Source organism: Monashia sp. NPDC004114 (assembly GCF_053603855.1).
Map to the genome: position 1 here is coordinate 12,853 of NZ_JBSGGK010000006.1, position 20,115 is coordinate 32,967.

General features: G+C 70.5%; 14 protein-coding genes and 1 tRNA gene. 2 read left to right on the plus strand and 13 right to left on the minus strand.

Annotated elements, in window-relative coordinates; translation table 11 throughout:
• Positions 1-55: 55 nt before the first annotated feature.
• The 5 genes from treZ to ACWEOW_RS09580 form a co-directional block, all read right to left on the minus strand.
• The gene (treZ, locus tag ACWEOW_RS09560) at positions 56-1,927 is read right to left on the minus strand and encodes a malto-oligosyltrehalose trehalohydrolase (RefSeq protein WP_452268958.1); all 1,872 of its coding nucleotides are present in this window, start codon (positions 1,925-1,927) and stop codon (positions 56-58) included.
• Positions 1,924-4,392, minus strand: a complete 2,469-nt coding sequence (gene treY / locus ACWEOW_RS09565) for a malto-oligosyltrehalose synthase (RefSeq protein ID WP_452268959.1) — start codon at positions 4,390-4,392, stop codon at positions 1,924-1,926. The genes treZ and treY overlap by 4 nt, the downstream gene beginning before the upstream one ends.
• The gene (gene glgX, locus ACWEOW_RS09570; protein WP_452268960.1) at positions 4,389-6,551 is read right to left on the minus strand and encodes a glycogen debranching protein GlgX; all 2,163 of its coding nucleotides are present in this window, start codon (positions 6,549-6,551) and stop codon (positions 4,389-4,391) included. The genes treY and glgX overlap by 4 nt, the downstream gene beginning before the upstream one ends.
• A gap of 213 nt (positions 6,552-6,764) precedes the next feature.
• On the minus strand, positions 6,765-7,541 hold the full coding sequence (locus ACWEOW_RS09575; RefSeq protein WP_452268961.1) for an SDR family oxidoreductase: 777 nt from the start codon (positions 7,539-7,541) through the stop codon (positions 6,765-6,767).
• The gene (locus ACWEOW_RS09580; protein ID WP_452268962.1) at positions 7,541-8,686 is read right to left on the minus strand and encodes an acyl-CoA dehydrogenase family protein; all 1,146 of its coding nucleotides are present in this window, start codon (positions 8,684-8,686) and stop codon (positions 7,541-7,543) included. Before ACWEOW_RS09580 ends, ACWEOW_RS09575 begins: the two co-directional genes overlap by 1 nt.
• A gap of 126 nt (positions 8,687-8,812) precedes the next feature.
• Between ACWEOW_RS09580 and ACWEOW_RS09585 the strand changes: the two genes are divergently transcribed.
• Positions 8,813-9,430: a TetR/AcrR family transcriptional regulator gene (locus ACWEOW_RS09585; protein ID WP_452268963.1), complete on the plus strand. Its 618-nt coding sequence runs from the start codon at positions 8,813-8,815 to the stop codon at positions 9,428-9,430.
• A 61-nt stretch (positions 9,431-9,491) separates the two neighbouring features.
• On the opposite strand, the gene ACWEOW_RS09590 is transcribed toward ACWEOW_RS09585, so the two are convergent.
• Positions 9,492-10,409: an LLM class F420-dependent oxidoreductase gene (locus ACWEOW_RS09590; RefSeq protein WP_452268964.1), complete on the minus strand. Its 918-nt coding sequence runs from the start codon at positions 10,407-10,409 to the stop codon at positions 9,492-9,494.
• A 21-nt stretch (positions 10,410-10,430) separates the two neighbouring features.
• On the minus strand, positions 10,431-11,114 hold the full coding sequence (gene yczE, locus ACWEOW_RS09595) for a membrane protein YczE (protein WP_452268965.1): 684 nt from the start codon (positions 11,112-11,114) through the stop codon (positions 10,431-10,433).
• Positions 11,115-11,175: 61 nt separating this feature from the next.
• Here yczE and yczR point away from each other — a divergent pair, with 61 nt between their 5' ends.
• Positions 11,176-12,609, plus strand: a complete 1,434-nt coding sequence (gene yczR, locus ACWEOW_RS09600; RefSeq protein WP_452268966.1) for a MocR-like transcription factor YczR — start codon at positions 11,176-11,178, stop codon at positions 12,607-12,609.
• Between the two features lie 216 nt (positions 12,610-12,825).
• On the opposite strand, the gene ettA is transcribed toward yczR, so the two are convergent.
• From ettA to ACWEOW_RS09630, 6 genes are all read right to left on the minus strand, one after another.
• Positions 12,826-14,508, minus strand: coding sequence for an energy-dependent translational throttle protein EttA (gene ettA / locus ACWEOW_RS09605; protein ID WP_452268967.1), 1,683 nt, complete (start codon positions 14,506-14,508; stop codon positions 12,826-12,828).
• A 47-nt stretch (positions 14,509-14,555) separates the two neighbouring features.
• Complete coding sequence (locus tag ACWEOW_RS09610; RefSeq protein ID WP_452268968.1) at positions 14,556-15,179, minus strand: single-stranded DNA-binding protein; 624 nt, start codon at positions 15,177-15,179, stop codon at positions 14,556-14,558.
• 135 nt (positions 15,180-15,314) lie between these two features.
• Positions 15,315-17,030: a GTPase gene (locus ACWEOW_RS09615; RefSeq protein WP_452268969.1), complete on the minus strand. Its 1,716-nt coding sequence runs from the start codon at positions 17,028-17,030 to the stop codon at positions 15,315-15,317.
• The gene (locus tag ACWEOW_RS09620; RefSeq protein ID WP_452268970.1) at positions 17,027-18,736 is read right to left on the minus strand and encodes a dynamin family protein; all 1,710 of its coding nucleotides are present in this window, start codon (positions 18,734-18,736) and stop codon (positions 17,027-17,029) included. Before ACWEOW_RS09620 ends, ACWEOW_RS09615 begins: the two co-directional genes overlap by 4 nt.
• A gap of 156 nt (positions 18,737-18,892) precedes the next feature.
• Positions 18,893-18,965 (minus strand) — tRNA-Arg (locus ACWEOW_RS09625).
• A gap of 100 nt (positions 18,966-19,065) precedes the next feature.
• Positions 19,066-19,737: a hypothetical protein gene (locus tag ACWEOW_RS09630; RefSeq protein WP_452268971.1), complete on the minus strand. Its 672-nt coding sequence runs from the start codon at positions 19,735-19,737 to the stop codon at positions 19,066-19,068.
• Positions 19,738-20,115: the final 378 nt, after the last annotated feature.

Genomic DNA, 20,115 nt, shown 5'->3' on the forward strand with positions numbered 1-20,115 from the left:
GACTGTGTGCTGACGTGTCAACGTGACCACTCGGCTGAGCTCACTGGTCGAGTGGTCAGGTGGTGCGGACGACGGCGACGTCGTGGGCCGCCAGCCGCAGGCCTCCGGCCACCCGATCCGGGGTCGGTCCCCACGACGCGAGCACATCGCCGACTCCGCCCGGCACGGGGACCACCTGCGGCTCGGCGGCGAGGTTGGCGACGACCTGGACGCTGCCCCTCGTCATGACGAACCATCGGGCCGCCTCGTCGAGGCGAGTCGCGATCGTCGGCAGGTCGCCGTCGGCCACATCGGGCTCCGTACGGCGGAGCTCGACGAGCCGCCGGTAGAACTCGAGGGTTTCGCGGTGCCCGGGCCCGTCGACCTCGTCCCAGCGCAGCACGCTCTCGTCGCGGGTCGAGGGGTCCTGCGGGTCGGGCACGTCCTGCTCGGCCCAGCCATGGGCCGCGAACTCAGCCCGTCGGCCGCGACGGACGGCCTCTGCGAGCCAGTCCTCCTCGAACGAGGTGAAGTAGGCGAACGGTGTACTCGCCCGCCACTCCTCCCCCATGAAGAGCATCGGGGTGTAGGGCGAGAGCAGGTAGATGGCCGCGCCGATCGCCTGGAGCCCCTCGTCGACCGTGTGGTTGATCCGGTCGCCGCGCGCCCGGTTGCCCACCTGGTCGTGGGTCTGCAGGTAAGCCAGGAACCGCTGACCAGAGGTGCTCGACCGGTCGACGGGGACACCCCAGGAGTGTCCGCGGAACGTCGACGGCCGCCCGTCGTGCAGGAACACCTCTGAGAGCGTCTTGGCCAGCACCGACAGCGGCCCACCCGCAGGCCACGCGGGCGTGCCGCCGGCGAAGTCAGCGTAGTAGCCCTGTGTCTCGCCGGTCAGCGCGACGTGGAGCGCGTGGTGGACGTCGTCGTCCCACTGCGCAGTCATGCCCCGGCCGCCCTGGGACGTAGGTGTGACCACGATCGGGTCGTTGAGGTCGCTCTCGGCGACGAGGTCGAGAGGACGGCCGAGCTCCGCTGCCAATAGCGCGGTCTCGTCCGACAGCTGCGCAAGGATGTGACGGTCGGACTCGTCGTGGAAGGCGTGCACTGCATCGAGCCGGAGGGCGTCGACGTGGAAGTCGCGGAACCACCGGAGCGCGTTGTCGACCACCCACCGTCGCACCACGGCGCTGCCCGGGCCGTCGAGGTTGACCGCGGGTCCCCAGGGGGTCGAGTAGCGGTCGGTGAAGTACGGACCGAACTCCGCCAGGTAGTTGCCCGTGGCGCCGAGATGGTTGTAGACGACGTCGAGGCAGACGCCGAGGCCCACGCGATGACACGCGTCGACGAACCGCTGGAAGGCCGCGGGGCCTCCGTAACGCTGGTGCACGGCATACGGCTGCACCCCGTCGTAGCCCCAGCCATGGGTGCCTCCGAACGCGCCGACCGGCATGACCTCGACGACGTCGACCCCGAGGCGGACCAGGTGCTCGAGGTGCTCGACGGCGGCGTCGAGCGTGCCCGCCTGCGTGAAGGTGCCTATGTGCAGCTCGTAGACCACCCCGCCGAGCAGGCCCCGTCCGTCACGGGCACCGCGCCATCCGGCGTCTTGCCAGGTGTGCGCCGACACGTCGAAGGTTCTGGTCGCGCCGTGGACCCCGTCGGGCAGCCACGGGCTTCGCGGGTCGGGCCTCGGGTCGCCGCCGTCGAGGCGGAACGCATAGTCGAGGGCGCCGACCCCCTCCGGCCACCAGGACCACCACCCGTCGTCTGCGGGAGTCATGGGGGTCGTCGTCGCCGGACTCGCTGGGCACCGGGTCGCCTGGGTCGCCTGGGTCGCCTGGGCCGCCTGCGCGGCGATGCCGGTGCAGGGGTCGGGGTGGGCCGCCGACCAGGCGATGTCGACCCGCTCTGCGGCCGGCGCCCAGACGCGGATCAATGAGCTCATGCCCGGTCTCGTACCCGGACGAGCAACGCCACAGGCAGCCCCACCCCGCCCGCACCAGAACCGACGAGGCGCCGAAGCAGGGTCGGGCCCCCCTCGTGGGTGCGGCCTGAGAGCAGGTCGGACCACGTGCCGGACGGGAGGTCGAGGGTCGCCTCGCCGAACCCGCCCGCGTCAGAGAGCTGCCCGGCCAGCCGGGTGACCACGGTGACCACGTCGATGGCTTCGTCGGGGCGACCGCCACCCTCGCCGGCGCCTCCAGGGCCACGACCGAAGGCGACCGCGTGCGGGGAGCCGGTGTCCAGGGCCAGATAGGTCGCTCCCGGTCCGACGAAGCACTCGGGCCGGTCCTTGCGAGCGCGCAGGGCCGCGGTCGTGACCAGCAGCTTCTCGTCGGCCAGGTCCGTGGGTGCGCCGCCGCCGTCGAGCCGCCCGAGGCGCCGTCGACGCTCGGCGTAGTCGACACGTCGACGGTTGTCGGGATCGACCAGCGAGAGGTCCACGAGCTCGCAGCCCTGATAGACGTCGGCCACACCGGGCATGGTCAGCTGGACGAGCTTCTGGCCGAGGGTGTTGGCGCGCACCTCAGCGGTGGTCCGCTGCAGCAAGCCCTCGACATGCGCCGCCACGCCTGGGTCGCTGACGAGCTGGTTGACGTATGCCTCGACGGCCTCCTCGTACGCCGCGTCGGGATCGGTCCAGGTCGTGCGCATCTTCGCCTCGCGTGTCGCCTTCTGCGCATATGCCGAGAGCCGGTCCCGAGACACCGGCCAGCAGCCCACGAGCGTCTGGAGCAGGAGGTACTCGGTCGCAGGGTCGAGCCCAGCGGGACGCACGTCGGCGAGGAGGCGGCGCGCGTCGCGAACCCACTCGGCCCAGGCCGCGGGGTGCTCGGACATGACGAACAGTCGGGCCCGGACGTCCTCGGACCGCTTCGTGTCGTGCGTCGACAGCGTCGTCAACGAGGTCGGCCACTCGGCGAGCAGGCTCCCGCTGAAACCGTGGAACACGGGCACTCCGACGCCGACGTGCCCTGGGTCGCCGCCGACCTCGTTGAGGGCGACCAGTCGCACGTACCGGTAGAAGACCGTGTCCTCGACCGCCTTGGCCATCACCGGGCCACACGTCTGCTGGAACCGCACGATGAACTCCGCCTGCGCCGCCGGGTCGGCCCCCGGAGCCTGCCCGAGCGCGAGGTCGATGATGGGATCGAGGACGGCCCGGTCGAGCTCGCCGACGGTCTCCACGGCCCGCGCAGCGGCGCTCTCGAGCTGCACCGCAGCGGCGCCCGAGGGCGGCTCGCCCGGTCGCACGTAGACGCGGTAGCGGTCCATCCCGAGCAGCAGCGCCTCGACGACGCGGCGAGCCCGCGCTTGGTCGAGCCGGGGTAACGCGCGCCCGATCACGCGCATGAGGCGGTTGACCTCGGCCACGAGCACCTTCTCGATGACATACCGCTTCGCCTCGGTCACCATCCGGGACAGGTCCTGTCGCTCTCCGAGGACCTCCGCGGCGACATCGGCGAGCGGGTCCGCCGCGGCGGGGTCTACGAAGAGCCCGCCGATGCGGAGCATGGCGTCGTACCCGGTCGTGCCGGCGGTGCGCCACGAGACGGGCAGACGCTCGTTGCCCTCCAAGATCTTCTCCACCACGACCCAGGCGCCGTCGGTGGCATCGGCCAGCGCGTCGAGGTAGCCCTCCGGGTCGGCCAGCCCGTCCGGGTGGTCGATCCGCAGTCCCGCGACCGCACCCGTGCGGACCTGCCGCAGCAGCAGCGCGTGCGTGGCCTCGAACACGGCAGGGTCCTCGACCCGCACCGCGATGAGGGACGTCACGTCGAAGAACCTGCGGTAGTTGAGGTCGCTCGCACCGGTCCGCCAGGACGCCAGGCGGTAGTGCTGCGCCGTGAGCACGTCGGCCAGCGGCGCCGCGAGGTCGGTGCCTGGGGCGACCGGGAACACGTGGTCGTAGTAGCGGACCGCCGGCTCGTCGTCGACCCGCCCGATCGTGACCTCGCCCGCCCGGAGGGCATCCTTAAGGGACCCGCCGAGCACCGGCAGCAGGACGCGCCCGCCCTGGGCGCCCCAGTCGATGTCGAACCACGCGGCATACGGCGACCGGCGTCCGTCACGCAGCACGGACCACAGTGGACGGTTCTGCCTCAGCGGGGTCGGCGTGGTCATGTGGTTGGGCACGACGTCGACGACGATGCCCAGGCCCGCCTGGCGGGCCACGTCGACCAGACGCGCGAAGCCCGCCTCGCCCCCTAGGTCATCCGACAGGCGCGTCGGGTCGACGACGTCATAGCCGTGCAGCGATCCGGGCGCCGCCTGCAGGACCGGCGACAGGTAGAGGTGCGAGATCCCCAGGGCCGCAAGGTAGTCCACCTGCGCGGCCGCATCGTCGAAGGCGAACCCCGGCTCGAGCTGGAGCCGGTACGTCGAGACGGGAACCTCGCGACCCCTCACGAGATGGCCTCCACCACCGCCGATCCGTTCGCCGGTTTCCTCGAGCATCGGAGCACGACCATGCTGTGCGCGTCGACCGGGCGCTGCCAGCTCGGCTCCAGCGGGGTCGGGTCGACCTTCGGCTGGGCGGTGTCGACGACTGGGACCCACGCAGCGCCGTACTCGTCGTCGGGCACGGTGAACGTCAACGGCTCGTAGTGGGCGTTGAACATGATGAGGAACGAGTCGTCGAGGATCTGCTGCCCGCGAGGGTCGGGCTCGGGGATGGCCGATCCGTTGAGGAAGACCATGAGCGACTTGGCGAGCCCATTGGTCCACGCCTCGTCGTCCATGTGCTCGGCGTTCGGCATGAACCACACGATGTCGCCGAGCTCGCTCTCCCCGCCGTGGTCGGCGCTGCCCGCGAAGAAGCGGCGGCGGCGGAACACCGGGTGCTCGCGCCGCAGCGCGACGACCGACTGCGTGAACGCCATGAGCTTCTCGTCGTCCTCGTCGAGCACCCACTGGGTCCAGGAGATGTCGTTGTCCTGGCAGTAGGCGTTGTTGTTGCCGCCCTGGGTGCGGCCGAGCTCGTCCCCGTGCAGCAGCATCGGGACGCCCTGGGACAGCATGAGGGTCGTGATGAAGTTGCGCTGCTGCCGGGCCCGCAGCTCACGGACGGCGGCGTCGGGGCTGGGGCCTTCGACGCCGCAGTTCCACGAGCGGTTGTGGCTCTCGCCGTCGTTGTTGCCCTCGCCGTTCGCCTCGTTGTGCTTCTCGTCGTAGGAGACGAGGTCGCGCAGCGTGAAGCCGTCGTGGGCGGTGACGAAGTTGATCGAGGCGATCGGCTTGCGGCCCGAGTGCTCGTAGAGGTCGCTCGACCCGGAGAGCCGTGAGGCGAACTCCCCCAGCGTGCCTCCCTGCCCGCGCCAGTAGTCGCGCACGGTGTCGCGGTACTGCCCGTTCCACTCGGTCCACAAGGACGGGAAGTTGCCGACCTGGTAGCCGCCCACGCCGACGTCCCACGGCTCGGCGATGAGCTTCACCTGGCTGACGACGGGGTCCTGCTGGATGAGGTCGAAGAACGCGGACAGCTTGTCGACCTCGTGGAACTGCCGCGCGAGCGTGGCGGCGAGGTCGAACCGGAACCCGTCGACGTGCATCTCGGTGACCCAGTAGCGCAGCGAGTCCATGATCAGCTGGAGCACGTGCGGGTGGCGCATGAGCAGGGAGTTCCCGGTGCCGGTCGTGTCGTAGTAGTGCGACAGGTCGTCGCTGACGAGGCGGTAGTAGCTGTTGTTGTCCAGGCCGCGGAACGCGAGGGTGGGCCCCATGTGGTTCCCCTCGGCGGTGTGGTTGTAGACGACGTCGAGGATGACCTCGATGCCGTGCTCGTGCAGCGTCCGCACCATCCCCTTGAACTCGAGCACCTGCTGGCCGCGCTGTCCACCGGCGGCATACCCGTTGTGCGGAGCGAGGAAGCCGATCGTGTTGTAGCCCCAGTAGTTCGAGAGGCCTCGCTCGACCAGCGGGGCGTCGTGCACGAACTGGTGGACCGGCATCAGCTCGATCGCGGTGATCCCTAGCTCGGTGAGATGCCGGATCATCGCCGGATGGGCGATGCCGGCGTACGTGCCCCGGAGCCCTTCGGGGATGTCGGGGTGGAGCTTGGTCAGGCCCTTGACGTGCGCCTCGTAGATGACCGTCTGGTGGTACTCGTGCCGGGGCGGCCGGTCGCTCGCCCAGTCGAAGAACGGGTTGACGACGACGGAGTGCATCGTGTGGGCGATGCTGTCGTCGGTGTTGATCTTGGTCGTCGTGGCGGCCTTGGGGTCACCGAAGGGGTAGGAGTAGAGCGCCTGGTTGTTGTCGACCTGACCCTCGATGGCTTTCGCGTAGGGGTCGAGCAGGAGCTTGCTGGGGTTGCAGCGGTCGCCCTCGGCGGGGTCGTAGGGGCCATGCACGCGGAAGCCGTAGCGCTGCCCCGGCTGGACGTTGGGCAGATACCCGTGCCACACGAACCCGTCGATCTCGGGCAGGTCGACGCGGGTCTCGGTCAGGTCGTCACCGATGAGGCAGAGCTCGACGCGCTCGGCGACCTCCGAGAACACGGCGAAGTTCACCCCAGTGCCGTCGTAGGTCGCACCGAGCGGGTAGGGCTTGCCGGGCCAGATCTCCATGGACCCTCTTCCATTGTCGGGAGCGCCATTCTTCCGTGACCGGCTGCGTCCCGCGCAACACCAACGGGTATGCCGCCTGCTTGCGTCCCGCAGCTGTGCTCAGCCGATCCGGCCGACCTTCCAGTACCTCATGAAGGCGACCTGGCGAGGCGGCATGCCCAGCTCGCCCGAGGAGGGGGCGGCCAGGCCCGGGGCGGTGCTGGGGCTCGCTTGTCAGAGAGCCCCGCCCAGGGTCCGGCCTCCGTCGATGGTGAGTGTCTGGCCGGTGATCCACGCGGCGTCGCTGGAGAGCAGGAAGCTGACCGCACCGGCGATGTCCTGCGGGAGACCGAGCCGCCGCATCGGGTACGTCCGCGCGACCTCGGCCTCGCGGCCTTCGTACAGCGCCTCGGCGAACTTCGTCTTGACGACGGCCGGGGCGACCGCGTTGACCCGCACGTCGGGGGCGAGCTGATAGCCCAGCTCGGTGGTGAGGTGGATCAGGGCTGCCTTGGACACGCCGTACCACCCGATGACGCCGCTGGCGCCCTGGCCGGCGACCGACGCGAGATTGACGACGGCACCCGGGTGCTCCTCGTCGCCGAGGCCGGCCGCGACCGCCTTGCGGATCCACGAGAAGGCCGAGACGACGTTGACGTCCAGCACCTTGCGGGCCACGTCGAGGCTCGTGTCGAGCATCGGGCCGTAGACCGGGTTGATGCCGGTGTTGTTGACGAGCAGGTGCAGGCCACCGAAGGTCTCCCGGGCAGCCTCGATCACGACATCCTGGTGCTCCTCGTCCGCGGCATTGCCGGCGATCCCGATGGCGTTGGCGTGGCCGCCCAGCTGGGCCACCGCCTCGGCAAGCACCTCTGGCTTGCGGGCCGTGATGACCACCTTGGCGCCGTCGGCGACCAGACGCTCGGCGATCCCGAGGCCGATGCCGCGGCTCGCACCGGTGACGATCGCGACCGCGCCCTCGTGACGCCGGTCGCCGCCCTCCCCCGCCATCAGAAGCCGAGGTCCCGGCCGATGAGCTCCTTCATGATCTCGTTGGAGCCCGCCCAGATCTTCGTCACGCGAGCATCGCGCCAGGCACGCGCGACGCGGTACTCGTTCATGAAGCCGTAGCCACCGTGGATCTGGACGCACGCGTCGAGCACGTCGTTCTGCACCTGGGCGGTCCACCACTTCGCCTTGGCGGCGTCGATCGCGGTCAGCTCGCCCTTGGTGTGCGCCAGGACGCAGTCGTCGACGTACGCCTCCGCGACCTCGATCTTGGTCACCAGCTCGGCGAGCAGGAACTTGTTCCACTGGAAGGCGCCGATCGACTGCCCGAACGCCTTGCGGTCCTTGGCGTACTGGATCGTCTCGAAGAGGATCGCCTTGGCATGCGCGGTGTTGGCGACGGCCGAGCCGATCCGCTCCTGCGGGAGCCGCTGCATCATGGCGACGAAGCCCATCCCCACCTCGCCCAGGCGGTTCTCGTCGGGCACGCGCACGTTGTCGAAGAACAGCTCAGCGGTGTCCGACTCCTCGAGGCCGACCTTGTCGAGCTTGCGGCCGTTGACGAAGCCCTCCATGCCGCGCTCGACCATGAACAACGTGATGCCCTTCGCACCCTTGCTCGCGTCGGTGCGGGCCGCGACGATGACCAGGTCGGCCTGGTACCCGTTGGTGATGAATGTCTTGGACCCGTTGAGGAGCCAGTCGTCGCCGTCGCGCACCGCGGTCGTCTTGAGGGCGGCGAGGTCGGAGCCGCCGGAGGGCTCCGTCATGCCGATCCCGATGATGAGGTCGCCGCTGGCGATCCCGGGCAGCCACCGCTGCTTCTGCTCCTCGGTGCCGAGGTCGACGATGTAGGGCGGGCAGACGTCGGCGTGGATGCCGAAGCACGAGCTCGTCGCCATGTTGAAGTGGGCGAACTCCTCGGCCACGATCGCGTTGAACCGGTAGTCGTCCGCGCCCGCGCCACCGAACTCCTCGGGGATGTCGAAGCCGAACAGCCCCTGCTTGCCCGCCTCGCGCCAGATGTCGCGCGGGATGGACTTCAGCTCGATCAGCTCCTCGGCCCGCGGGCGCATGACGCGGTCGATGAACTCCTTGGCCGACGAGCGCACTGCCTCGTGGTCCTCGTCGTAGATGTTGCGGGGCATCGGTCCTCCATCGGGGGTTACTCGCCAGTCACTAAGCGCTTGCTTAGTGTCCCTTCCCTGCGGCATGCTGTCAACGTGCCGCAGCCCACGACGAGCCCCGACGCGCGCCCTGGTGTCAGAGGCGGCGTGAGTCCTGAGACGGTCGCGTCGCCCGGTCCCGACGCGCCCGCCGACACGACCACCGTCGACCGCCTCATGGTGGCGGCCGCCCACGCGTTCGCGGACAAGGGCTTCCATGCCACCACGACCCGCGACATCGCCTCCGGCGCCGGCCTCAGCCCGGCCGGGGTGTACGTCCACTTCGGCTCCAAGGAGGAGCTGCTCTTCAACCTCAGCCGCAGCGGGCACGAGTCCGCCCTGCGGCTGCTGCGCTCGGCGATCGCCGACGGTGGGACTCCGACCGAGCAGCTGCACAACCTCGTCGCCCGTTTCTCGGAGTGGCACGCCGAGGGGTACCAGCTGGCGCGCGTCGTCCAGTACGAGCACCACCACCTCAGTCCCGAGCATCACGCCGAGGTCCTGGCCCTGCGCAAGGAGATGGACGCCCTCGTGAGGGACGTGCTCGACCGTGGCGTGGCCGACGGTGCGTTCGTCGTCGACGACAGCGGCGACACGGCGCTGGCCCTGCTGTCGCTCGCCGTCGACGTGGCCCGCTGGTACTCCCCCACGATCCGGCGCACCCCCCGTCAGATCGGTGCGACGAACGCCGCCCTCGCCCTGCGGCTCGTGAGCGCCACACCCTGACCCACCCCTGTGAAGCGGCTAGGTCAGGGCTGGGTCCGGGGCGCGTGCACGCAGTCTCGCGTCAGCGGTCCGCCGACGTGATTCCTTCTGACTGGCGCACCACATCGGCGAGCAGCTCGTAGGCTCGCGGGTCGGTCGCGTTGCCCATCCCGAGGATCGCGTAGTCCATCCCGTCCTGAGCCAGACGGCCCAGCTGGTCGACAGCTGCCGCGACGGACATCGTCGGCTCACCCGACGGAGCCGTGGCGCCGTCGTCCGAGACGCTGATCCGGGTCAGCACCGTCTTGGTGATGTCCGCGTATTCGCGGCCGACCTCGGCGCAGTGCCCGCGAAGGTTCTGGCAGGCGGCCCGGAGGCCATCGGACCCGACGTCGAAGAAGTTGGAGGCGTCGGCATACGTCGCGACCAGCCGCATCGTCCGCTTCTGGCCCATGCCGCCGATGAGGATCGGCGGATGCGGCTCGCGGATCGCCGGCGGGTGGTTGAGGGGGCGTTCGAGCTGGTGGTGGCGTCCGGCATACGGCGACTCGTCGCCCGCCCACATCTGCAGGGCGATCTGGAGCGTCTCCTCCAGCCGCTCGAACCGCTCCCTCGTCGACGGGTACGGGATGCCGAGCCCGCGGTGCTCCTGCTCGTTCCACGCGGCACCGATCCCGAGCCACGCCCGCCCGCCTGACAGGACGTCGAGCGTCGTGACGATCTTCGTGAGGATCCCCGGATGGCGATAGGTCACCCCGGTGACGAGCGTGCCGAGCTCGATCGTGGACGTCTGGCCCGCGGCGAAGGACAGGGCGGTGTAGCCCTCGAGCATCTCGTCCTCTGGCGGACCGATCATCCCGATCTGGAAGAAGTGATCCATCACCCACAGGCTGGAGATGCCCGCGGCCTCGGCGTCGCGCGCGATGCGGCCGAATGTGGGCCCGATAGACGCCGGCGCGTCCGGCCAGCCGAAATGAGAGATCTGGAGTCCGAGTCGCATGACTCGATCCTCCACGCGATGTCACGGGACTGTCGAGGGCTCCAGACGACCGGGTGACATCTCGGCGGGCGTCAGGTCGACGGTCAGGCGTGGCAGGAAGAACTGCACGAGCGGCCCGATGGTCACCGCGTAGAGGACGGTGCCAAGCCCGACCGGGCCGCCGAGGAGCCAGCCGACCGCGAGGACGACGACCTCGATCGTCGTGCGCACCAGGCGGATCGAGAGCCCGGTCCGTCGGGCGAAGCCGGTCATCAGCCCGTCGCGCGGGCCCGGACCGAGCTGGCTGCCGATGTAGAGGCCGCCTGCGATGCCGTTGAGGACGATGCCCACGACGAGCAGGGGCACCCGCGTCCAGAGCGACTCGGGCGCCGGGATCAGCGCCAGCCCCGCATCGGCGGCCAGTCCGATGACGACGACGTTGGCGAGCGTGCCGAGGCCGGGCCACTGGCGCAGCGGCACCCAGAGCAGCAGCACGAGCGCACCCACGACGATCGTCACCTGACCGAAGCTGAGCGGCACGTGGGCCGCGATACCGGCGTGCAGGACGTCCCAGGGGTCAAGGCCCAGGGTCGAGCGGACCATCATCGCCATGGAGATGCCGTAGAGGGTCAGGCCCACGAGCAGCTGCGCCAGGCGGCGGGGCAGCCGGCCGGCGCGCACCTGTTGGCCTGGGGTGAGGTTCTGCAAGGCGACCTGACGTCTCATAAGGTCCAGCATGATCGCAACTGGTCTGCTTTTTGAGAGCCAATCGTGCGACAGTGGACCCATGCGCACCATCTCGGCCCGGTCGCTGGCCCTCCTCCTCGGTCGGGAGCCCCTCGCCCGTCCCGCCTACCGATCCCTCGCGGACGGGATCCGCCGGCTCGTCTGCGACGGCCGCGTGCTGGTCGGCACCCGCCTACCGAGCGAGCGCGCCCTCATGGCCGAGCTCGGCCTCAGCCGGACGACCGTCGGTGGTGCCTTCGAGACGCTACGCGTCGAAGGCTTCGTCGTGACGCGCCGTGGGTCCGGCAGCGTTGCCGCGCTGCCCGCCGGTCCGAGCGGCCTGGCCCTGTCGAGCGCCGGGCTGATGCCCACGGCACTGCCCGAGGACGTCGTCGACCTGACGTATGCCGCACTGCCCGCTGCGTCGGGCGTGACCGGTGCCTACGAGCGGGCCCTGGCCGAGCTCCCGCGGCACCTCGCATCGGCCGGCTACGACCCCCACGGCCTGCCCGAGGCCCGGCAGGCGCTGGCGGACTGGTACGAGTCTCGCGGCCTGACGACGGACCCCGACCACATCGTCATCACCTGCGGCGCCCACGCGGGACTCTCCTCGGTGCTGCGGGCCGTGCTGGACCCCGGGGACCGGGTGCTGCTCGAGTCGCCCACCTACCCGAACGCCCTTGTCGGCGTTCGCCGGTCGGGCCTGCGACCGGTCGCGTATCCCATCGACCCACTCGGCTGGGAGCCCGAGTCGCTCGAGCTCGCGCTGCGGCAGGGCGCGGCGCGGATGGCCTACCTCGTGCCCGACTTCCAGAACCCGACCGGTCGCCTCATGGGGGCCGACGAGCGCCGTGCGGTGGCCGACGTGCTCAAACGCACCCGCACCCAACCCATCATCGACGAGACCTTCGTCGAGCTGGGACTCGATGTCACGCCTCCGGCGCCGTTCGCCACCGCCTCCGCGTCAGCCATCACCCTGGGCAGCGCGGGCAAGACGTTCTGGGGCGGGCTGCGCGTCGGATGGGTCCGAGCGCCACGCGATCTCGTGTCGCCGGTCCTGGAGGCGAGGCACAGCCTCGACCTCGGCACTGCCGTGCTCGAGCAGCTGGTCCTCGTCGAGCTCCTTCGCGCGGGCCCTGCGGTTCTCGACGACCGACGCGCCGAAGCCCGCGCCCGTCGGGACGCCATGGTCACCGCCCTACGGACCCATGTGCCCGACTGGGCCTTCATGGTGCCCGCCGGCGGTCTGACGCTGTGGTGCGAGCTGCCGGTCGAACGTGGCGACGCGCTGTCACGGGCTGCCGAGTCGGTCGGCCTGCGTCTGGCGCGCGGGACGCAGTTCGGGGTGGGTGGCGGGATGGACCGGTTCGTCCGGGTGCCTTACTCCGTGCCCGCCGACGAGTGTGACGGCGTCGGGCGCAGGCTCGCCGAGGCCTGGCAGCTGGCACTGGGCAGTCGCTCGACGAGCGAGCCTTCGACCCCGCTCATCGCGTAGCGACCACGCAGCACGCAGGCAGCGCGACATCCGCGCGCGGGGTGCCCACTCGACTCGATCGGCCGAGTGGGCACTCGCGCGGCAGCCCGGTCACGCGCCGGCCCGGTCACGCGCCGGCCCGGTCACGCGCCGGCCCGGTCACGCGCCGGCCCGGTCACGCGCCGGCCCGGGCACGCGGCGCCCAGTAGCGCAGACGCTGAGTCGCGCGGCGGGCGCTCAGTCGCGGGTCAGCTTGCGGTAGGTGACACGGTGCGGGCGCGCGGCCTCGGGCCCGAGGCGCTCCACCTTGTTGGCCTCGTAGGACTCGAAGTTGCCCTCGAACCAGTACCACTTCGCAGGGTTCTCGTCGTCACCCTCGTAGGCGAGGATGTGCGTCGCGACCCGGTCGAGGAACCACCGGTCGTGTGAGATGACCACCGCGCAGCCGGGGAACTCCAGCAGAGCGTTCTCCAGCGATCCGAGAGTCTCGACGTCGAGGTCGTTGGTCGGCTCGTCGAGCAGGAGCAGGTTGCCGCCCTGCTTGAGCGTGAGCGCGAGGTTGAGACGGTTGCGCTCACCGCCGGACAGGACGCCCGAGAGCTTCTGCTGGTCGGGGCCCTTGAACCCGAACTGCGACACGTAGGCGCGGGACGGGATCTCGACCTGGCCCACCTTGATGTGGTCGAGGCCGTCGGAGACGAGCTCCCAGAGGTTCTTCTTCGGGTCGAGCCCCTCACGGGCCTGGTCGACGTACGAGATCTTGACCGTCTCGCCGATCCTGACCTCACCCCCGTCGGGCTGCTCGATCCCGACGATGGTCTTGAACAGCGTCGACTTGCCGACGCCGTTGGGGCCGATGACCCCGACGATCCCGTTGCGCGGCAAGGAGAACGAGAGGCCGTCGATGAGGAGGCGGTCGCCGAAGCCCTTGCGGAGGTCCTTGACCTCGATCACCGTGGACCCGAGCCGCGGACCGGGCGGGATCTGGATCTCCTCGAAGTCGAGCTTGCGGGTGCGCTCGGCCTCGGCCGCCATCTCCTCGTAGCGAGCGAGTCGGGCCTTGCTCTTGGCCTGCCGGCCCTTGGCGTTGCTGCGCACCCACTCCAGCTCGGACTTGAGCCGCTTTTGGAGCTTGGCGTCCTTCTTGCCCTGGACCTGCAGCCGCTCGGACTTCTTCTCAAGGTAGGTCGAGTAGTTGCCCTCGTAGGGGTAGAGCCGACCACGGTCGACCTCGGCGATCCACTGCGCGACGTTGTCGAGGAAGTACCGGTCGTGGGTGACGGCGATCACCGCGCCCGGGTAGGACTCGAGGTGCTGCTCCAGCCACTGGACCGACTCCGCGTCGAGGTGGTTGGTCGGCTCGTCGAGCAGCAGGAGGTCGGGCTTCTGCAGCAGCAGCTTGCACAGCGCGACCCGGCGGCGCTCGCCACCGGAGAGGTTCGCAACCGGGGAGTCCCCGGGCGGGCAGCGGAGCGCGTCCATCGCCTGCTCCAGCTGGCTGTCGAGGTCCCAGGCGTCCGCGTGGTCGATGTCTTCCTGCAGCTTGCCCATCTCGGTCAGCAGGGAGTCGTAGTCCGCGTCCGGGTTGGCCATCTCGGCGGAGATCTCGTTGTACCGGTCGAGCTTGGCCTTGATCTCGCCTGCGCCCTCCTCGACGTTGCCGAGGACCGTCTTCTCCTCGTTCAGCGGCGGCTCCTGCAGGAGGATGCCGACGGAGGCCCCCGGCGCGAGTCGTGCCTCACCGTTGGACGGCTGGTCGAGTCCGGCCATGATCTTGAGGATGGTCGACTTGCCGGCGCCATTGGGACCGACCATGCCGATCTTCGCGCCCGGGTAGAACGACATCGAGACGTCGTCGAGGATGACCTTCTCGTTGTGCGCCTTGCGGGCACGGGTCATGGTGTAGATGTACTCGGCCATGCCCTGAAGGCTATCCGTCACCGCACCCTGCGACCGAATCGGCCCGGTCAGGCCGACGCCCTGTCGACCACCTCGTAGTCGTCGGTCTCGGGGTCGCCCAGGCCGTCGGCCGGCCCGCCCGGCTCCGCGCTGGACCCGACCACGGCGTCGTCGGGTCCGGCGAGGCCCGGACCCGGGTCGTAGTCGTTGCTCACGACGCCGTTGGCGTCGACATGCGGCGGGCGCTGCTGTGTGTCGGCCGACTCCGTCATGGCCAGCATCTCGGCGCGCACGTGCGGGTCGGCAGTGCGGTCGTGCCCGAGGGCCGCGGCCTTGCTGACCCGCTCGAACCGCGAGCGCCCCCACGACAGGTCGTGGCCGACGTGGTCGGCGTCGATCTCGGGTGAGGTCCGGGTTTGGCCATCGCTGTCGACGTACTGCTTGATCGCCAGCTTGCCCTCGATGACCACCGGGTGCCCCTTCCTGACAACGGCGGCGACATTGGCGGCCAGGGCGTTGAAGGCGATCACGGAGTAGAAGCTCGTGTCGCCGTCGATGAAGCGGCCGTCAGGAAGCCGGCGGTACGGCGTCGTGGCGACCCGGAACGTCGTGAAGACCGAGCCGTTGCGCCCCTGGCGCTCGACCGGCTCGCTGACGACGTTGCCGTGGACGGTGATTCGGGTCTCGTTCATGGGTTCAGCTCCTCCGGGGTGGTCCGCAGGCGGTGTTCCGCCAGAACCACCTTCGGGCGCCGCGGCGTCCCACGACACCGACAGGCGCACAGCTGTGGACGAGCCCCCTGTGGCCCCAGGGGATGTGGACGACCGTCACGCTGCCGCCGCGTCGAGCTGCTCACGCGTCTCGCGATGGCGGACAAGCACCTCGTCGATAGGGATGAGGACGCGCTCGTCGGCGACCGTGGCCACCGCCTCGGTAAGGCGCCTGCCGATAGTGGACCTGCGGCGCCGAGCACCGACCCGGGCCCACCAGCGCGACAGGGCGCCGAGGACCAGGCCGGCGAGCACCCCACCGACGAGCATGACGAGCGGGGCCGGCAGGACCCACACGGTCGGCACCTCCGGCCGCGGCAACTGCAGCAGGCCGGTCACCCACAGGAACACGTACCACGCCAGCCCGGCGACGGCGGCGAGCCCGGCAGCCCACTGAAGCACGTCGACGACGAACCACCAGACCGGCCGCCGGGCGCGCAGGGAGGTGCTCATCATCGCCCGGTCGAGCGCATCGCTGAGATCGACCTCTCCACCCTCGACGGTCTCCTCGACCGCCTGCTGCCACCGTGGGGGCAGCGGCGTCGTGGCCTCCCGGACGAACCGCCGGGTCGCGAGATCGACCGCGGACACCGCCGAAGCGCTCGGCGCGGGGATCGAGGACCGGCCGAGCACCGCGCGGACGTCGGCGCCCTCGATGTCGACCGGAATGGGTGTCCGGCCACCGCTCCCGTCGAGCCGGAGCCGGCGCAGCGGCTTGACGCCGAAGGCCCTGGTCCAGCGGGCGAAGAGGAACCCGGTGCGGGCGAACGCCTCGCGCTGGTAGTCGCGGGCGACGGCGTCGAGAACGATCGGCACCCCGGCAGCACGCGCAAGGGCCGCGTCGAGGTCGTCCCGCTTTAGCTCGGCGACGACCGGCTCGCTGTCGGCGACGTCGCGGCGGAGCCGCGATGCGACCGTGACCACGTCGGACTTGAGCCGCTGCCGCGAAGCGGCATGTCCCGCAACGGCATTCGCAAGCCGCTGGGTCAGCTCCGTGATCCCGCTGCCGGTGACCGTCGAGGTGACGAGCACCTTCGCGTCCCGGACGCCGTCGGCGACGAGCAGACGCGCCAGGTCCTCGGAGAGCGTCGGCACCGCTGCCTCTGGGAGACGGTCGCTCTGGTTGAGCACGCCGAGCGTCACGGCGTCATGGTGCGACATGAGGCTCACGAACTCGTCGTGCAGCTTCGCGTCGGCGTACTTCTGCGGGTCGGTGACCCAGACGAACACGTCGACCAGCTCGAGCACCCGCTCCGCCTCGCGCCGGTGCTCCAGCTCTCTGGAGTCGAAGTCGGGAAGGTCGAGCAGGACGAGCCCGTCGAGGGAGCCGACGACCTCATGAGCCTTGGCCCCGTCGCCCTCCGGCTCGGGGTCCGCGCCATCGCGCGGCTCGGACTCGACCCCGTGCCGCGCGTCGATGCGGAGCCAGTCGAGCAGCTCGCTCGCATCGCCGTCTCCCCAGATCGCCGCCGTCGGTTTTGCCGTGGTGGGCCTGCGCGCTCCGATCGTGGCGACCTCGGCGCCGACGAGCGCGTTGAACAGTGACGACTTGCCGCTCCCGGTTGCGCCGGCCAGGGCGACGACGGTGTGCTCGCCGGCGATGCTCGACCGCTCGACAGCCTTGTCGACCGCGCGGCGGGCCAGGTCCACCCCGACAGGGTCGAGCTCGTCGGAGCCGGCGAGGAGCGCCATCGACAGGGCGGTCGTGCGAGTGCCGAGCTCGGCAGCCGTGACCTTCCTGACGGTCGCTCGGCCCATCCGGATCGGGCTCATCGTGCTGCCTTCACGGCCGCCGCAGCGTGCTCGAGGACCTTGGTCTGCTCGTCGTCGACCTGCAACGTCGTGACTGCTCCTTCGTATCGTGCGAGCTCTACGGCGTACAGGTCCTCGACGCGTGCGAGCAGGCGCTCGCGCGCGTTGCGTGCCAGGTCGCGCACGGCCTGGTCCCCGAACACGGCCTCGAGCAGCTTCTGGCCGACGACGGCCGTGCCACCCGCGATCCCCACCTCGGCGCCGGTGATGCCCGCCGTGCTCGCGAACGTCACGAGCATGAGGACCACCCCGAGGCCGTTGACGCCATACGCCATGATCCGGGCGGTCGTGCGCCGGTCCTTGCCCTCCGCGCGGACCATCTGGAGGATGTCGCCCTGCCAGTCGCGCACGAGACGCTGGATGTGCTCGGTGGCGGCATCGCTGGACCGCAGCAGCGACGCATCGGCGGCGAGCAGCTGGTCGCCGCCGGGCAGCGTGCGCCAGGCGCGCCCGGCTGAGCCGGCGGACCGCTCGGCCTGGTCGGCCACGAGCGACTCGACGCCGGACTGCAGGGCCTCCCCCAGCCGGTCAGACTGGGCGGGCTCGCCCTTGATGAACGAGGTGAACCGGTCGCGCATCCGCGACACCGTCGTCTCGACGTGCCGGAAGAACTCACCGGTGCCGACGAACTCCTGCCAGCGCGCGAGTACCTCACCACGCAGGAGTGTGCCGTCGACCATGCCGTCGTGGACGCGGGCCGTCGCCTCGTCGTATGCCGTCCGGGCGGCCTCGACGAGCGCGTGACCTGCCGCGGTCTGCTCCTTCGAGGCGTCGACGAGGCTGTCCGTGCGCGCGTCGAGGGACCCGAGGGCGCCGTCGAGCGTCTGCCGGACGACGACCGCCCGCGCCTGCGCGTCGCTCGCCAGCGCCGCGAGCCAGCCCGTGAGCCGCTCGGTCTGGTCGGCGGGAAGCAGGCCGTCCGTGAGCTCGGACTCGAGCACGGTGAAGATCGGTGCCTGCCCGAGGCCCTGCTCGCGCAGCATCGATGCGAGGTGGGTGCGGATCTCGTCGACCGAGACCGGCGGCACTCTGTCGAGCACCACGGCGACCGCAGTGCCGCGCTCCGACGCCTCGCGCAGCATTTCCCACGGGACCGCGTCTGCATAGCGCGCAGCCGTCGTGACGAAGACCCAGAGGTCGGCAGCGGCAAGGAGCTGGGCGGCGAGCTCGCGGTTGGCCTCGACGACGCTGTCGATATCGGGCGCGTCGATGAGCGCCAGCCCGGCGGTGACGGAATCGGTCGACACGAGACGCACGGCCCCCGGGCCGTCGGAGGCCGAGTGCCTCCCGGTGATCCGAGCGAGGCGGGGCAGGATCCGCTGCCCGGAGAACCAGGCGGAGTCGGAGGGGTGGTGGATCAGGACGGGTGATCGCGTCGTGGGGCGCAGCACGCCCGGCAGGGTCACCTCACGGCCGACGATCGAGTTCACGAGCGTGGACTTGCCGGCGCCGGTGGAGCCGCCGACGACAGCGAGCAGGGGTGCGTCGAGAGAGGTGAGCCGCGGGATGACGTAGTCGTCGAGCTGGTCGAGCAGACGGCTGCGGGTGAGGCGCGCCGACCCCGCCGAGGGCAGGTCCAGCGGGAGGGTCGTCTCGGCGACGGCAGACCGCAGGGCCTGCACCGTCGCGAGGAGACGGGCGACGCCCACCCCTGAATCACCTGCCACGCCACAATCCTTCCCTGTCTCGCAGACAGCGACAAACCGGACGACGGGCATGTGCGCTCGGCGTCCACTCGATGACTTGACGCATGGGGGCTCCGGAACATTCCCGAATGGCGTGAGCCAGTCGGGCTCCGCGACCCCCGGACCCCGGTCGCGCAGCGCCCCCGGCAGGACTCGAACCTGCGACCAAGAGATTAGAAGGCTCTTGCTCTATCCACTGAGCTACAGGGGCCGTTCGCCCGATCCGGGCGCCGTCCAATGATAGGCATCCGGAAGCCGGCCCCGGCGCGCCAGGAGGGCATCGGTCGCCGGGACGGCGACCTCGGGCTCGATCAGGTGAGGACGTTGACGGCGCGCGCCACGACGAGGCCCAGGACCGCCAGCGAGATGAGCGACTGCGCGCCCATCGCGAGCTTGGTCCACCGGGCCAGCGGCATGACGTCCGTCGGGCTGAACGCCGTGGACGCAGTGATGCCCAGGTAGAGGTAGTCGGCGAACATCGGTCGCCATCCAGCGGGTGCCAGCTCCGGGTTCATGTGCTGCGGGAACGCGAGGTCAGGGGTCGGCGAGCCGCCTGCGGCTCGGACTGCGGCACCCCCGCTGTCCAGGAGCCAGTAGAGCAGCGCGAAGGCGATGACGTTGGACACCCAGATGAGGCCGCCGACCGCCAGGAGCTGTTCCGCGGAGTTCGTCGCCTGCCCGCCGTTGACCAGGACGTTGATGAGGCGCACCGTGGCTGCGAGCGTGTCGACCACGACGAGTCCGACGACGACGATCGACACCATGCGCAGCGGTCGCGCCCGCGGACCGGTCCGTGCGGGGTGGGCCAGGACCAGCGCGACGAGGAAGACCAGCTCGATCGCTGGAAGGACCCACGGGGCCGCCACCCGGATCTCTGCCGGTCGCAGGGCCGTCAGCGTCATGATGACGATGACGGCGAGCAGGATCGGCCAGCGGGCCTCGAGCACCGGCGTATCCGGTTCGAGGGTCGGTTCGTCGCTCATCGTCCTGCCCCATCGCCTCAAGTGGTGCCCATTGACGTCGCCCTCGTCCGGGCGACGCCGCACTCGTGTGCTGGTATCGCGTTCACCCTCGTATGTTTGCGCTGTTCGCGGATGGGTTTCGGCGGTTCCGGCCAACAGGTCGAAGGTGCGCCGGTAGTTTCGACAGAGTGTCCGCCAGGGGTGAACGGCACGAGGAGCGGGGGGCGTCGGTGTCTCCCGGGGGCGCCGTGCGTCGTTCTGGTCCCACACCATCGCGTCGGGGCGTTGACCTCGGGCGTCGAGCGGGTGACCATCGAAGGGCGACCTTCCCTCACGTCGCGCTGGCGGGCTGTCGCGCGGGATGGAAGACATCTGCTAGCGACGGTCAGGGGTAGCCAT

Coding starts and splice junctions, on each gene's coding strand:
- ACWEOW_RS09615 (WP_452268969.1), bottom strand. CDS start 17,030: ATGAGCCCGATCCGGATGGGCCGAGCGACCGTCAGGAAGGTCACGGCT.
- yczR (WP_452268966.1), top strand. CDS start 11,176: ATGCGCACCATCTCGGCCCGGTCGCTGGCCCTCCTCCTCGGTCGGGAG.
- glgX (WP_452268960.1), bottom strand. CDS start 6,551: ATGGAGATCTGGCCCGGCAAGCCCTACCCGCTCGGTGCGACCTACGAC.
- ACWEOW_RS09590 (WP_452268964.1), bottom strand. CDS start 10,409: ATGCGACTCGGACTCCAGATCTCTCATTTCGGCTGGCCGGACGCGCCG.
- ACWEOW_RS09630 (WP_452268971.1), bottom strand. CDS start 19,737: ATGAGCGACGAACCGACCCTCGAACCGGATACGCCGGTGCTCGAGGCC.
- ettA (WP_452268967.1), bottom strand. CDS start 14,508: ATGGCCGAGTACATCTACACCATGACCCGTGCCCGCAAGGCGCACAAC.
- ACWEOW_RS09580 (WP_452268962.1), bottom strand. CDS start 8,686: ATGCCCCGCAACATCTACGACGAGGACCACGAGGCAGTGCGCTCGTCG.
- yczE (WP_452268965.1), bottom strand. CDS start 11,114: ATGAGACGTCAGGTCGCCTTGCAGAACCTCACCCCAGGCCAACAGGTG.
- treZ (WP_452268958.1), bottom strand. CDS start 1,927: ATGAGCTCATTGATCCGCGTCTGGGCGCCGGCCGCAGAGCGGGTCGAC.
- ACWEOW_RS09610 (WP_452268968.1), bottom strand. CDS start 15,179: ATGAACGAGACCCGAATCACCGTCCACGGCAACGTCGTCAGCGAGCCG.
- ACWEOW_RS09575 (WP_452268961.1), bottom strand. CDS start 7,541: ATGGCGGGGGAGGGCGGCGACCGGCGTCACGAGGGCGCGGTCGCGATC.